Origin of the sequence: Achromobacter mucicolens (genome assembly GCF_029866465.1) — a bacterium.
In the GTDB taxonomy this organism is placed as follows: domain Bacteria; phylum Pseudomonadota; class Gammaproteobacteria; order Burkholderiales; family Burkholderiaceae_B; genus Achromobacter; species Achromobacter mucicolens.
In genome coordinates, this window is record NZ_CP123364.1 from 4,158,517 (window position 1) to 4,172,276 (window position 13,760).

The window sequence follows — 13,760 nt, forward strand, 5'->3', positions numbered from 1 at the left end:
CCGGTTGAAAAGGGAATGGTGGGCGGCGGCTAGCCGCGCGGGTGATGGGCCGCGTGCAATGCCTTCAGGCGTTCGCGCGCCACGTGGGTGTAGATCTGCGTGGTGGAGATGTCTGCGTGGCCCAGCAGCATCTGCACCACGCGCAGGTCCGCGCCGTGATTCAGAAGGTGCGTGGCAAAGGCGTGGCGCAGCACGTGCGGCGACAGGGGCGCATGCACGCCCGCGATCACGGCGTATTTCTTGACCAGTTGCCAGAACGCCTGCCGCGACATCGCCTCGGCGCGGCTGGTGATGAAAAGCGCATCGCTGACGCGGCCCGCCGCCAATTCCGGGCGGGCAGTATTCAGATACTGCGCAATCCAGTGCGCGGCTTCGGCGCCCAGCGGCACCAGACGATCCTTGCCGCCCTTGCCCAGCACCACCCGCACCACGCCTTCGTTCAGGCTGACGTCCAGCGAGCGCACGCCCACCAGCTCGGACACGCGCAGGCCGGTGGCGTACAAGGTCTCGAGCATGGCGCGGTCGCGCAGGCCGCGCGGCTGGCCGAGGTCGGGCGCCCGCAACAGGGCGTCCACCTGCTGCTCGGACAGCGTCTTGGGCATGCGCGGCGGTTGCTTGGCGGCCACCAGCGTCAGGCACGGATCGCGTTCGGCGCGGTGTTCGCGCAGCGCCCAGGCGTAGAAGCGGCGCAGCGCCGCCAGCCGGCGGTTGGCGGTGGTGGCACGGGTTTCTTCGTGGCGGAACGCGAACCAGGCCTCGATATCCGCCTTCTGCGCGTCGCGGATCGGCTTGGCCGGCCCGACGGGCATGGTCTGCGCACGCTCGGGTTCACCGTGCCGGTCGGCCAGCTCCCGGGCGTAGGCCTCGGGGTCTTCGAGCCAGCGGGCAAAACCGGTCAGGTCGCGGCGATAGGCGGCCAGGGTATTGGCGGAAAGGCCGTCCTCGAGCCAGACGGCGTCGATGAAGGCGTCGATATCGGCCTGGGAGGCCAGCGGCTGGCGGGCGGTGGACATGGCGGGATTCTACGGCGCGGCGCGGTTGGGCAGGCGCTCGCCCACGCCGGCGGCGGCGGACTTGAGCCAGGACTCGAACACCTTCAGCGCCTCGGAGCGCTCGCTGCGCTGCGGATAGCCGAAGTAATACCCCTGGCTGACCGCCAGCGACTGCGGCACGGGCATGACGAGGGCGCCCTGGTCCAGCGCCGGTTGCGCCAGAAAGCGCGGCATCAGCCCGACGCCCAGCCCGGCCTGCACCGCCGCCATCACCATGGTGAAAAGCTCGTAGCGCGGACCGCCGGCTGCCTGCGGTCCGTACAGATGGCCATTGGCCGCGTACCACTGGCGCCAGGCGTCCGGCCGCGAGGCCAGATGCAGGTGCGTCATGCCGGTCAGCGCGGCGCCCCCCGCTTGCGCCACGCGATCGGCCAATTCGGGCGCGCAGACCGGCACCAGCTCGCGCTCAGGGAACAGCAGCCCGCCCTGCGTGCCCGGCCAGAGCCCGTCCCCGTGATACAGCGCGCCGTCGAACGGCTGGTCCTTGAACTGGAACGGCAGCGTGCGCACGGACAGGCTGACGGTGATATCGCCGTGCTCGCGCTGGAAATCCGCGAGGCGCGGGATCAGCCAGGTGGTGGCCAGGGTGGGCACGACGGCAATGTGGATGCTGCGCCCCATGCCGGTCCGGCTGACAAGCCCGAAGGTGTCTTTTTCGATCTGGTCCAAATGGTGACGGATGCGGCCAGCGTATTCGGCGCCGTGGTCGGTCAGCACGATGCGGCGGCGCACCCGGGTGAAAAGCTGCACGCCCAGCCGCGCCTCCAGGCTGGCCACCTGCCGGTAGACCGCGCTGTGGGTCAGCGACAGCTCCTCGGCGGCGCGCGAAAAACTGCCCAGCCGGGCCGAGGCCTCGAATGCCTGCAGGGCGCTCAGATTGGGAATGCCGTTTCTCATGGAGGGAATGCCGCCTGAAATGCGGCCCGTCGCGGCGCGCGCGCATGTTGCGGCGCACCAGGCGGGACGTGCCGGGGGATCAACAGAATGTGCAATTTTATCAATTGCGTTGTGCGCTCAGGGAACATATGCTCGGCAGTTCTACCCTAGGCTAACCACGACACCACCATGCCTCAGCAAGATTCCCGCCTTGGCGGTCACATTCTGGTCGACCAACTGGTCGCCCAGGGCGTCAAACATGTATTTTGTGTCCCCGGCGAAAGCTATCTGGCGGTGCTGGACGGCCTGCACGATGCCGACATCAAGGTCACGGTGTGCCGCCAGGAAGGCGGCGCGGCCATGATGGCCGACGCGCACGGCAAGCTGACGGGCGAACCCGGCATCTGCATGGTGACGCGCGGCCCCGGCGCCGCCAACGCGCTGGCCGGCGTGCACATCTCCAAGCAGGACTCCACGCCGATGATCCTGTTTGTCGGCCAGATCGAGCGCGGCATGCGCGAGCGCGAGGCCTTCCAGGAAATGGACTACCGCGCCGTGTTCGGCACGCAGGCCAAGTGGGTGACCGAGATCGATCAGGTCGAACGCATTCCCGAACTGATCTCGCGCGCGTTTCACATCGCGACCTCGGGCCGCCCCGGTCCGGTGGTGATCGCGCTGCCGGAAGACATGCTGGTCGAGGCCGCCAAAGTGGCCGACGCCCCGCGTTACGAAGTCATCGATGCGGCCCCCACGGCTGGCCAGCTGGCCGATCTGGAAAAGCTGCTGGCTGACGCGAAGAACCCCGTCGCCATTCTGGGCGGCACGCGTTGGGACGCCCGCGCCGTGCAGCAGTTCGCCGATTTCGCGCAACTGCATTCGCTGCCGACCGCCGTGTCGTTCCGCCGCCAGATGCTGTTTCCCGCGGACCATCCTTGCTTCATCGGCGACGTGGGCCTGGGCATCAACCCGGCGCTGCTCAAGCGCGTGGCCGATGCCGACCTGATCCTGCTGGTGGGCGGCCGCATGTCGGAAAACCCCAGCCAGGCCTACACGCTGCTGGACATTCCCGTGCCCAAGCAAAAGCTGGTGCACGTGCATCCCGACGCCGCCGAACTGGGTCGGGTGTACCGCCCCACCCTCGCCATCAACACCTCGCCGTCCGCCTTCGCCGCGACGCTGGCCGGCCTGAAGGCGCCTGCCGCCCCCGCTTGGGCCGACGGCACGAAGGCGATGCGCGAGTCGTACCTGAAATGGAGCGACCCCGACGCCATCACCACACCGGGCGCGCTGCAGCTGGGCCAGGTCATGGCGTATCTGGAAAAGACCCTGCCCGCCGACGCGATCATGACCAATGGCGCGGGCAACTACGCCACCTGGCTGCACCGCTTTCACCGCTTCACCCGCTTTGGCACGCAGCTTGCGCCGACTTCCGGCTCGATGGGCTACGGCCTGCCGGCAGCGGTGGGCGCCAAGCGCGTATGGCCGGACAAGACCGTCGTCTGCTTTGCGGGCGACGGCTGCTTCCTGATGCACGGCCAGGAATTTGCGACGGCCGTGCAATACGACCTGCCCATCATCGTGGTGCTGGTGGACAACGGCATGTACGGCACGATCCGCATGCACCAGGAAAAGCACTATCCGGGCCGCATTTCCGCGACCCAGTTGAAGAACCCCGATTTCGCCGACTACGCGCGCGCCTTTGGCGGCCACGGCGAACGCGTGGAGACCACCGAACAGTTCGGTCCGGCATTTGAACGTGCATTGGCCAGCGGCAAGCCGGCGATCCTGCACTGCTTCATCGATCCGGAAACCATCAGCCCGTCCACGACCCTCGAAAAGATCCGCGAGGCGGCGCTGAAGGCCCAGCACTGAACCCTGCACGGGCGTCAAGACCGGCGGCGCGCCCAGGCGCACCGCCGTGCAAACCCCAACTTGCCGCCCGAATTATTTTAAGTTTAAACTTTCTAGATTCCGATCACGGAAATCCATAGCGGAGACCCAGCATGTCCTCGAATCCCTCCTTCCACTGGCAAGACCCCCTGTTGCTGGATCAGCAGCTGACCGAAGAAGAGCGTATGGTGCGCGACGCCGCCTACGCCTACTCGCAGGACAAGCTGGCGCCGCGCGTGCTCAACGCTTTCCGCAACGAGAAGACCGATCCCGAGATCTTCTCCGAAATGGGCGAGCTCGGCCTGCTGGGCGCCACCATCCCCGTCGAATACGGCGGCGCTGGCCTGAACTACGTCAGCTACGGCCTGATCGCCCGTGAAGTCGAACGCGTCGACTCCGGCTACCGCTCGATGATGAGCGTGCAGTCCTCGCTGGTCATGGTGCCGATCAACGAATTCGGCAGCGAAGAACAAAAGAAGAAGTACCTGCCCAAGCTGGCGCGCGGCGAATGGATCGGCTGCTTCGGCCTGACCGAACCCAATCACGGCTCCGACCCCAACGGCATGGAAACCCGCGCCGTCAAGACCGCCGACGGCTACAAGCTGAGCGGCAACAAGATGTGGATCACCAACTCGCCGATCGCGGACGTGTTCGTGGTGTGGGCCAAGTGCGTCGGCGGCGACTTCGACGGCAAGATCCGCGGCTTCATCCTGGAAAAGGGCATGAAGGGCCTGTCCGCCCCCGCCATTCACGGCAAGGTTGGCCTGCGCGCGTCGATCACCGGTGAAATCGTCATGGACGAGGTGGAAGTGTCCGCCGACCAGATGATGCCCGGCGTGTCCGGCCTGAAGGGTCCGTTCACCTGCCTGAACTCCGCCCGTTACGGCATCGCCTGGGGCGCTGTCGGCGCCGCCGAAGCCTGCTGGCACACCGCCCGCCAATACACCCTGGACCGCAAGCAGTTCGGCCGCCCGCTCGCCGCCAACCAGCTGATCCAGAAGAAGCTGGCCGACATGCAGACCGAAATCACGCTGGCGCTGCAAGGCTGCCTGCGCTTGGGCCGCATGAAGGACGAAGGCACCGCCGCCGTCGAAATCACCTCGATCATGAAGCGCAACTCGTGCGGCAAGGCGCTGGACATCGCCCGCCTGGCCCGCGACATGCTGGGCGGCAACGGCATCTCCGACGAATTCGGCGTGGCCCGCCACCTGGTGAACCTGGAAGTGGTCAACACCTACGAAGGCACCCACGACGTGCACGCCCTGATCCTGGGCCGCGCCCAGACCGGCATCCAGGCGTTCTATTGATCGCCTGCCTGGTGTAGCAAAGGAGGCCGCCCATGGGGCGGCCTTTTTTTTGGCGCGTTGCGGCAGCGCCAGATACCGTCTTGACCGTCAAGCGCTCAGGCGTAGTCGGGCCGATACGGTGTCCGAGTTTTAAGCACGCCGAAGCATAGATGTACCAGCTTTCTCATGGCCGCGCCTAGCGCGGCCATTTTGCTCTTTCCAGCTGCTAAGAGTCGCGCGTAAAGCGCACCAACGTGTGGGTTGAAGCGCTTGCTGACGATAGCGGCCATGTAGAGGGTGGCACGTACTGTGCTGGGACCCGTTTTAGATAGCCGCGGCCGGCTGTTCAGACTGGTGCCGGACTGGCGTTGCACCGGCACCACCCCCAGGTAGGAGGCCAAGCCCTCGGCTGACTCGATGGGCCGGTTATGCATGATCGACAGGATCGAGTTCCCCGCTCGATCCCCGATGCCGGGGATGCTGGTCAGCAGTTCCCGATCCTCCTTCAGGTCCGGGTGGCGGTCGATGTGGTCATTGATCGCATGATCCAGGCGTTTGATCTCTTCACGCAGGAACGCGATCGTTTTGGCGATGGATCCCTCGACCAGCACGGGTGGATCACTGAACTGCGTCTTCTCCTGGCGATTGAGTTCGCGCTGCAGATCCTTGGCCAGCGCGTCGCGCCGAGCCAACAAGGCCCGTAGTTGACGGGCATGCAGCGGTGCGGGGCGCCACAGCCCAGGCTTGAGCGCCTGACCGTAGCGGGCCAGCACGTAGCTATCGATCCCATCGGTTTTGGAGCGCACCGCCAGCGCCCCGGCGAAGTCGCGCACCTGGGCAGGGTTGACCAACGAGACACTGACCGAAGCGTCATGCAGGGCCGTGGCAGCCTGCTCGTGATATTGCCCTGTGGGCTCGAGCACGGCATGCAACTGCGCCGGCTCGGCTCCCTGCTTGGCGCACCACTGCAGCAGCGTCTGCACGCCCGCTATCGAGTTGGGTACGACCTTGGTCTTGCGTTTGTTGGCATCGCTGCCAAGCAGCGCGCAATCCAGCTTCGCCTTAGAAACGTCAATTCCGAGAAAAAACATAAACCTAAGCTCCCTTGCCAATACCAAAGAAGCCCGCTGCGCCCACTTGCCTTGTACATACAGGGTCCAATGCCCTAGGCTACCGTCCAGTGTCCAGCCGGCTCAGAGGTGCGGAACCGAGGCGTAATCTGAACCACAAAGTCCAGGCTCTAGGTGTCTGAACACGCTCATCGGTCCGCTTGTAGCGATAGCTAATCACTACAGTGGCCAAGATACAAGGTGTCTGACACCCTCTGCGCCGCCGCTACAAGCTGACGGCCACCTCCCCAGGGTGTCAGACACCGACCGTATTGGACTACGCCATACGTCCGATCCCTCCCCGCCTGCGCATTGCCGAAAGCCCGACTAGGCGTACGCCTGTATACCTCTTACGCTTCACGGGTCCCTTCACGAGGAGTCGCGCATGCACGGCATCACCCCCCTGCGCCTGGCGGCAGTCGTCGCCATGGCGTTCATCGCCCAAGGCGCTCAGGCCGCCACGACGCTCACCATGACCACCGAGTACCCGGCCACCTCCATGCCGGGTCAAGGCGTGTCCACGTTCGCCGAACTGGTGCGGGCCAAGTCGGCCGGCAATGTCGTCATCGACGCGAGCTTCGACGCCGCCAAGGGCATCAAGTCAGGCGACATGATCGAGGCCGTGCAGACGCGCAAGGTGGATGCGGGCGACGCCTTTGCCGGCGCGCTGGCCACGAAGTATCCGATCTTTGGCGTCTCGTCCCTGCCCTTTCTGGCCGACTCGCTGTCCAAGGCGCGCAATCTGAACAAGGCGGCGCGCCCGGCGTACGAGAAGCTGCTGGCCGCGCATGGCCAGAAGCTGCTCTACACCACGCCGTGGCCCGCGTCGGGCATCTGGTCCAAGCAAAAGCTGGACAGCGTGGCGGCGCTCAAGCGGCTCTCCATCCGCACCTACGATGCGACCTCGCAGGACGTCATGCAGCGGGCCGGCGCAAAGGCGCAGAACATTTCGTTCGCGGACGCCATGGCGCGCATCGCATCGGGCGAGGTGAACGCGGTGCTGTCTTCCGGCGATGGCGGCGCGGGCCGCAAGCTGTGGGAACACCTGCCGAATTTTGCCGAGATCAACTACGCCATGCCGGTCTCGGTGGCGACGATGAATCTGAAGGCCTACGAGGCGCTGGATGCGCGCTCGCGCAAGGCCATCGACCAGGCAGCCGCGCAGACCGAGGCCGAGCAGTGGAAACGCATCGAGGGCCGCCTGCAGCAGAACTACGCGAACATGCGCAAGAACGGCGTCGCGATCAACACCGCCGTGCCCCCGGCGGTGAAGAAGGCGTTGAAGGACGCTTCCGCCGAATCGATCAACGCGTGGAAGGCGGCGGCCGGCCCGGAGGCGGCCGCCATTCTCAAGCAGGCAAGCAAGCGGTAGCCGCTGCGCCTAGTTGTTGCCGGACAGGTCGAACAGGCTGGTCGCGTCCATTTCCAGCACGCTTTCGTCGTGCTGGTTCACGACCGTCCATGCCCAGTTGATGATGCCCAAATCGGGGCGCGAGGACGAGTGCCGCGCGCCCTGCACGCGCGCGTGCAGGCGCAGGGTGTCGCCGGGGCGTACCGGCGTGCGCCAGCGGACTTCGCCCAGGCCGGGCGAACCGAAGGATTCGGAATCATGCAGGGCGGCGTCGACCGCCATGCGCATGGCCATCGCGCAGGTGTGCCAGCCGCTGGCGATCAGCCCGCCCCAGCGGCCTTCCGCGGCGCGCTGCGGATCGGTATGGAACCACTGGGGATCGTACTTGCGGGCGAACTCCAGGATCTCCGCTTCCGTCACGGTGACCGGCCCCGCCTTGATCACCATGCCGTCCTTGAATTCGGCGAACTTCATGTTGTGTTTTCCCCCTGCCAACGAAAACGGCGCGCCCAGGCGCGCCGTTCGTCACGCAACTGTTGTTGGAATCAGTACGTCTCGAAGTGCAGCCGGCCTTCACGGCGCAGCGCATCATGCAGGATAGACCAATCCTCGCCCGACTGCACCACCACGTCGCGCAGGGCGTCCAGCACGCCGACTTCCATGCCCTTCAGCCCGCAGACATAGATGCAGGTATTGCGGTCGGCCAGCAGCCCGCGCACGTGCGCGGCCCGTTCGCGGATCAGGTCCTGCACGTAGCGCTTGGGCTGGCCGGGTTCGCGCGACAGCGCCAGGTTGATGTCGATGAAATCGCGCGGCAGCTTCATCAACGGGCCAAAGTACGGCAGCTCACGTTCGGTGCGCGCACCGAAGAAAAGCATGAGCTTGCCGATGTCCGCCGTGCCGATCAGGCGGCGGCTGCGCTCGGTCATCGCGCGCATCGGGGCCGAACCCGTGCCCGTGCAGATCATGATGAGATTGGCCTGCGGGTGGTTCGGCATCAGGAAGGTGTGGCCGAAGGGGCCGATCACCTGCACGGTGTCGTTCTTGGCCAGGTCGCACAGGTAGTTGGAACACACCCCATGCGCGGCCGCGCCGCCGTGGTCCTGGGTGACGCGTTTGACCGTCAGCGACAGGTTGTTGTATCCCGCCCGTTCACCGTCGCGCGGACTGGCCAGCGAATACTGGCGCGCATGATGCGGCCGGCCCAGCGCATCCACGCCCGGCGGCAGGATGCCGATGGACTGGCCCTCCAGCACCGGGAACGGCTGCTCGCCGAAGTCCAGCACGATGTGGTGAATGTCGCTTTCCGTGTCGGCGCCGGTGACGCGATAGTTGCCCACCACGGTCGCGGTGATCGGCGTCTTGTGCGTGTAGAGATTCACGTAAGGGTGCGCGGCCGACCACGGCGGCACCGCGGCGCCGGGCGTGGCGGCCGTCACGGCCGCCGCCGTCTGCGCGAGGCCCGCTTCGGCCTGCGGCGCCGGCATGGGCTGACCGCCCTCGCCCGCCGCCGCCGCATCTACCGGCAGCGGCTTTTCCTGCGGCAGCTCTTCCCAGCCTAACTGGTCCTGCACCGAATAGGCCTCGGCCCGCACGACCAGCCGCCAGTTGTCGATCGAGCCCGTCGGGCACGGCGGCACGCAGGCCATGCAGCCATTGCAGATTTCGGGATCCACCACGTAGCTGTTCGCATCGTGGGTGATCGCATCGACCGGACAGGTCTCTTCGCAGGTGTTGCAGCGGATGCAGATCTCGGGATCGATCAGATGCTGCTTCAGGACTTCCACCGGTAATGGGGCGTTCATCGCCGTCCTCCCTACGCGCGGGCACGCGGCCCGCGCGGCCTTTAGTTGAAACGCACGTACTCGAAGTTCACCGGCTGGCGGTTGATGCCCATGACGGGCGGCGCGATCCAGTGGGCAAACTTGCCCGGCTCGGTGACGCGGCCCATCAGCGACGCGACGAACGCGCGATCTTCCGGCGTGGGCAGCCACTTGTGCTGGTTGGCCTGCCACTGCGACTCGGACAGGATCTCGCCTTCGGGCGACATGCGGATGCCGGCCAGGGTGCCGATCTGGCGGTTGAACGCCTTGTGCGGCACCTGCAGGCGAAACGCCAGGCCGCTCTTTTCGATCACCTTGTTCCAGCGGCCGATGCCGGCCACCGAATCGCGGATGAAGTCGTCGCGCAGCACTTCGTTCAGCGCATTGAGCATCGGCACTTCGGTCTCGGACAGCTTGCCGTTGCTGACGTTGAGCACCCGGTAGGTGTCGTTCTTCAGTTGATGGTCGTCGGTGCGCTTGCTCTCTTCGTACCGTCCCTTCAAGCCCGATCCATAGAAGATGGCGGCGTTGGACGACTGGTCCGCGCCGAACAGATCAATGGTCACGCTGTAGTGAAAGTTCAGGTAGCGCTGGATGGTAGGCAGGTCGATCACGCCCGCCGCGCGCACGGCTTGCGGGTCGTCGGTTTTCAGTTCCTTCATCACTTCGCAGGTGCGCTGGATGACGCGCGAAATGCCGGACTCGCCCACGAACATGTGATGCGCTTCCTCGGTCAGCATGAACTTGGTGGTGCGCGCCAGCGGGTCGAAGCTGGATTCGGCCAGCGCGCACAGCTGGAACTTGCCGTCGCGATCCGTGAAGTAGGTGAACATGTAGAACGCCAGCCAGTCCGGCGTCTTCTCGTTGAAGGCGCCCAGGATGCGCGGATTGTCCGAATCGCCCGAGCTGCGTTGCAGCAGCGCATCGGCTTCCTCGCGCCCGTCACGGCCGAAATAGCGGTGCAGCAGGTACACCATTGCCCACAGGTGCCGCCCTTCTTCGACGTTGATCTGGAACAGGTTGCGCAGGTCGTACTGCGATGGCGCGGTCAGGCCCAGGTGCCGCTGCTGCTCGATCGACGCCGGTTCCGTGTCGCCCTGCGTGACGATGATGCGGCGCAGGTTGGCGCGGTGCTCGCCCGGCACGTCCTGCCACACGTCGCGGCCGATGTTCTCGCCAAAATGGATCTTGCGCTGGCCGTCCTGCGGCGCCAGGAAGATGCCCCAGCGGTAGTCGGGCATGCGCACGTGATTGAAGTGGGCCCAGCCATCGGGCTCGACGCTGACCGCCGTGCGCAGGTAGACGTCAAAGCCGTGCGAACCGTCGGGGCCCATGTCCTGCCACCATTGCAGGTAGTTGGGCTGCCAGTGTTCCAGCGCGCGCTGCAACGCGCGGTCGCCGGACAGGTTGACGTTGTTGGGAATCTTGTCGCTGTAGTTGATGCCGGACATGTCTCTCTCCTGATTTTTTTAAGATGGGCCGCCAGCCGCGCGGCGCTCAGACGCGGTTCCAGTCGAATGCCGCCTGCTCGCCCTTGCCGTACAGCTTGAGCGCGCCCTTGTCGCCCGCCGCATTGGGGCGGTTGAAGATCCAGTTCTGCCAGGCGGTCAGCCGGCCGAAGATGCGGGTTTCCATGGTTTCCTGCCCGCCGAAGCGCAAGTTGGCTTCCAGACCGGTCAAGGCATCGGGCGACAGCGCGCGGCGCTCTTCCAGCGCCAGCCGCACTTCGTCGTCCCAATCGATGCTGTCGGGCGCATAGGTAATGAGGCCCAGTTCCAGCGCGGCGGATGCGGGCAGGCTGCGACCGGCCTGCGCGCGCACCGCCTCCAGCGGCTGCGTCTCGCCGTAAAAGCGCCGTTGCAGGCGGCTCTGGCCGTTCACCATGGGGTACGCGCCGAAATTGCGCTCGCCCACCACGATCTGCGGCGGCGGGCCGTCGATGGCTTCGTCGTCCTCAACGTCCAGCATGTAGCTGCGGTCCGCGGCCAGCGCCAGTTCCAGCAGCGTGCCGGCAAAGCATGAACCCGGTTCAATCAGCGCGAACAGGCTGCGCGACGTCACGTCCAGCCGCGCCAGGGTGCGGCGCAGCATGCCGGCGGTCTCGCGCACGAACCAGTGGTCGGCGTGCCGTTCCAGCGCCGCGTCGGCCGCAAGCACCGCCTCGGCGTCGCCCTCCGTCTTCAGGATCCAGGTGCCGATGTCCAGCTCGTTGGTGCGCATCGACAGGATGGCGTCATCCAGTTCGCGCGCCATCTGCAGCGGCCACCAGGCGGCGCCCGCGGCAACGATGTCCGGCAATTCCGTTTCGACGCGGCCTTGCGGCGCACGCACCGTCCATGTCGCCTGACGCTTTTCGCGGTCGAGCTGCACGTCGACGTAGCGGTAGGACAGGCTGGTCTCGGTCTCGGTGCGGTGCAGCGGCGTCAGCGACACGCCCTGCTCGTCCGCCGGGCGGTGGCTGTCCTGCGCCAGCGCCAGGGCGCGGGCACGGACTTCTTCCTCGAAGCGGGCTGGCTTGACCACGTCGTCCACCAGCCGCCAGTCCTTGGCGCGTTGCCCGCGCACGCCCTCGACCAGCGTGCAGAAGATGTCGGCATGATCGTGCCGCACGCGCCGCTTGTCGGTGACGCGGGTCAGGCCGCCCGTGCCGGGCAGCACGCCCAGCAGCGGCACTTCGGGCAGGGCCACGGACGACGAACGGTCGTCGATCAGCAGGATCTCATCGCAGGCCAGGGCCAATTCATAGCCGCCCCCCGCGCACGCGCCGTTCAACGCCGCAATGAACTTCAGCCCGCCGTGGCGGCTGGAGTCTTCGATGCCGTTACGGGTTTCATTGGTGAACTTGCAGAAGTTGACCTTCCAGGCGTGGGTGGACAACCCCAGCATGAAAATGTTGGCGCCGGAGCAGAAGATGCGGTCTTTCATGCTGGTGACGACCACGCTGCGCACCTCGGGGTGTTCGAAGCGGATGCGTTGCAGAGCGTCGTGCAGTTCGATGTCGACGCCCAGGTCGTACGAATTGAGCTTGAGCTTGTAGCCGGGGCGCAGGCCGCCGTCTTCGGCCACGTCCATGGCCAGGGTCGCGACGGCACCGTCGAACGTCAGGCGCCAGTGCCGGTACTGGGCGGGATCGGTCCGGAAATCGACCCGGTTGATGGGACTGCTCATCGTGTGTCTCCTCGTACGCCCTGTTCGTTGACAGGAAAAATACTGCACTACATGAATTATTATGCAGATTAGTGCAGGCGTTTTGGAGCGTCAAGCGGAATATGCAGGAAAGTGCATGTCGCGATGCGTGTCAGGCGCGCAGCAAAAAGGCCGCACCGAATGGGGCGGCCTCGGAGACGAAGGCGGCAGGCCGGCGGCGCTACAACGGCAACCCGCAAGCCTTGCGCACCTGCGTGCGTAGGCCGGCGAAGCTTTCGGCCACTTCCAGGTTGCTGGTCACCCAGGTCAGGTCGGCTTTGGCGTAGAACGCTTCGCGCCCGGCCAGGATGCGCTTCAAGTCGGACATGGCTTCGTTGTTGCCGGACATGGGGCGGAAGTCGCCCTGCGCCATGACGCGTTCCATGTGCTCTTCGGGCGTGGCGCGCAGCCAGACCGTATAGCAATGGGTCAGCAGAAGGTTGAGCGTGGCGGGTTCGGACACCAGCCCGCCCGGCGTGGCCAGCACCATTTCCGGATAGATCTGCACCGCCTCTTCGAGCGCGCGCCGTTCGTAGCGTCGATAGGCGTTTGGACCATACAGGTTATGGATTTCCAGGATGCCGCAGCCGGCCACCCGCTCGATCTCGCGGTTCAGTTCCACGAACGGATAGCCCAGGTCGTCGGCCAGCATCTGGCCCAGCGTCGACTTGCCCGCGCCGCGCAGGCCGATGAGCGCCACGCGCTGGGTGCGGTTGGGCCGCTGCGCGCCCGCCCCCACGCCGAACAGCTGCGTCAGCGCCTCGCGCGCGCGCTGCAGATCGGACTCGGTGCGTCCGCTCAGCAACTCCCGGATCAGCAGCCAGTCGGGCGATTCCGTGGTCACGTCGCCGACCAGTTCGGCCAGCGCGCAATTGAACGCCCGGGCAATCTGCAGCAGCACCAGGATCGACGCATTGCCGACGCCGTGCTCCAGGTTGGCGAGATGGCGTTCGGATACGCCGGTTGCCTGCGACAAGCCCTTGCGCGTCATGCCGCGGATGGCGCGCAGGCGGCGCACGCGCTCGCCCAAGGCGATCAGGAAGGGCTCGCGCCGGGGTTCGATGGGCGCCGTGTCTAGCGCTTGATTCATGGTTCGACTGACTCCGCAAAAACCCTGATTACCGCTCTTTTATGCACTATAGTGCTTGACCGACATCAACGGAAGCACTATTTTTCCATCCAACGAG

The 13,760-nt window shown here is 65.9% G+C and carries 11 protein-coding genes; 3 read left to right on the forward strand and 8 right to left on the reverse strand.

The genetic code is table 11. The features are described from left to right. Positions 1-29: 29 nt before the first annotated feature. Both xerD and QEP15_RS19045 read right to left on the reverse strand, forming a co-directional pair. Positions 30-1,013, reverse strand: coding sequence for a site-specific tyrosine recombinase XerD (xerD, locus tag QEP15_RS19040; RefSeq protein WP_056326771.1), 984 nt, complete (start codon positions 1,011-1,013; stop codon positions 30-32). 9 nt (positions 1,014-1,022) lie between these two features. After that, the gene (locus QEP15_RS19045) at positions 1,023-1,949 is read right to left on the reverse strand and encodes a LysR substrate-binding domain-containing protein (RefSeq protein WP_152385301.1); all 927 of its coding nucleotides are present in this window, start codon (positions 1,947-1,949) and stop codon (positions 1,023-1,025) included. Between the two features lie 168 nt (positions 1,950-2,117). Here QEP15_RS19045 and QEP15_RS19050 point away from each other — a divergent pair, with 168 nt between their 5' ends. After that, on the forward strand, positions 2,118-3,800 hold the full coding sequence (locus QEP15_RS19050) for a thiamine pyrophosphate-binding protein (RefSeq protein WP_152385302.1): 1,683 nt from the start codon (positions 2,118-2,120) through the stop codon (positions 3,798-3,800). A 131-nt stretch (positions 3,801-3,931) separates the two neighbouring features. Beyond that, a complete protein-coding gene (locus QEP15_RS19055; RefSeq protein WP_056326766.1) occupies positions 3,932-5,125 on the forward strand; it encodes an acyl-CoA dehydrogenase in 1,194 nt (397 codons plus the stop codon). Positions 5,126-5,220: 95 nt separating this feature from the next. On the opposite strand, the gene QEP15_RS19060 is transcribed toward QEP15_RS19055, so the two are convergent. Further along, entirely contained in the window at positions 5,221-6,195 is a 975-nt protein-coding gene (locus QEP15_RS19060; protein ID WP_142051405.1) for an IS110 family RNA-guided transposase, read from the reverse strand. A gap of 403 nt (positions 6,196-6,598) precedes the next feature. Between QEP15_RS19060 and QEP15_RS19065 the strand changes: the two genes are divergently transcribed. Further along, positions 6,599-7,585 carry a TRAP transporter substrate-binding protein gene (locus QEP15_RS19065; protein WP_217618301.1) on the forward strand — a complete coding sequence of 329 codons (987 nt, stop codon included), beginning with the start codon at positions 6,599-6,601 and terminating at the stop codon, positions 7,583-7,585. A 9-nt stretch (positions 7,586-7,594) separates the two neighbouring features. Here the strand turns inward: QEP15_RS19065 and QEP15_RS19070 are convergent, their stop codons facing one another. From QEP15_RS19070 to QEP15_RS19090, 5 genes are all read right to left on the reverse strand, one after another. Beyond that, on the reverse strand, positions 7,595-8,038 hold the full coding sequence (locus tag QEP15_RS19070; protein ID WP_056326762.1) for a MaoC family dehydratase: 444 nt from the start codon (positions 8,036-8,038) through the stop codon (positions 7,595-7,597). A gap of 71 nt (positions 8,039-8,109) precedes the next feature. Then, complete coding sequence (gene boxA / locus QEP15_RS19075; protein WP_280147864.1) at positions 8,110-9,369, reverse strand: benzoyl-CoA 2,3-epoxidase subunit BoxA; 1,260 nt, start codon at positions 9,367-9,369, stop codon at positions 8,110-8,112. A 41-nt stretch (positions 9,370-9,410) separates the two neighbouring features. Next, positions 9,411-10,838 carry a benzoyl-CoA 2,3-epoxidase subunit BoxB gene (gene boxB / locus QEP15_RS19080; RefSeq protein WP_280147865.1) on the reverse strand — a complete coding sequence of 476 codons (1,428 nt, stop codon included), beginning with the start codon at positions 10,836-10,838 and terminating at the stop codon, positions 9,411-9,413. A 46-nt stretch (positions 10,839-10,884) separates the two neighbouring features. Further along, positions 10,885-12,555, reverse strand: a complete 1,671-nt coding sequence (gene boxC / locus QEP15_RS19085) for a 2,3-epoxybenzoyl-CoA dihydrolase (RefSeq protein WP_280147866.1) — start codon at positions 12,553-12,555, stop codon at positions 10,885-10,887. A 199-nt stretch (positions 12,556-12,754) separates the two neighbouring features. Further along, positions 12,755-13,663 (reverse strand): helix-turn-helix transcriptional regulator, encoded by a 909-nt coding sequence (locus QEP15_RS19090; RefSeq protein WP_062841711.1) that lies wholly within the window; start codon positions 13,661-13,663, stop codon positions 12,755-12,757. Positions 13,664-13,760 lie beyond the last annotated feature (97 nt).

Bases quoted from the DNA above. Each gene is read 5' to 3' on its own strand.
- QEP15_RS19050 (WP_152385302.1), top strand. From the start codon at position 2,118: ATGCCTCAGCAAGATTCCCGCCTTGGCGGTCACATTCTGGTCGACCAA.
- boxB (WP_280147865.1), bottom strand. From the start codon at position 10,838: ATGTCCGGCATCAACTACAGCGACAAGATTCCCAACAACGTCAACCTG.
- boxC (WP_280147866.1), bottom strand. From the start codon at position 12,555: ATGAGCAGTCCCATCAACCGGGTCGATTTCCGGACCGATCCCGCCCAG.
- boxA (WP_280147864.1), bottom strand. From the start codon at position 9,369: ATGAACGCCCCATTACCGGTGGAAGTCCTGAAGCAGCATCTGATCGAT.
- QEP15_RS19090 (WP_062841711.1), bottom strand. From the start codon at position 13,663: ATGAATCAAGCGCTAGACACGGCGCCCATCGAACCCCGGCGCGAGCCC.
- QEP15_RS19045 (WP_152385301.1), bottom strand. From the start codon at position 1,949: ATGAGAAACGGCATTCCCAATCTGAGCGCCCTGCAGGCATTCGAGGCC.
- QEP15_RS19060 (WP_142051405.1), bottom strand. From the start codon at position 6,195: ATGTTTTTTCTCGGAATTGACGTTTCTAAGGCGAAGCTGGATTGCGCG.
- QEP15_RS19065 (WP_217618301.1), top strand. From the start codon at position 6,599: ATGCACGGCATCACCCCCCTGCGCCTGGCGGCAGTCGTCGCCATGGCG.
- xerD (WP_056326771.1), bottom strand. From the start codon at position 1,013: ATGTCCACCGCCCGCCAGCCGCTGGCCTCCCAGGCCGATATCGACGCC.
- QEP15_RS19055 (WP_056326766.1), top strand. From the start codon at position 3,932: ATGTCCTCGAATCCCTCCTTCCACTGGCAAGACCCCCTGTTGCTGGAT.
- QEP15_RS19070 (WP_056326762.1), bottom strand. From the start codon at position 8,038: ATGAAGTTCGCCGAATTCAAGGACGGCATGGTGATCAAGGCGGGGCCG.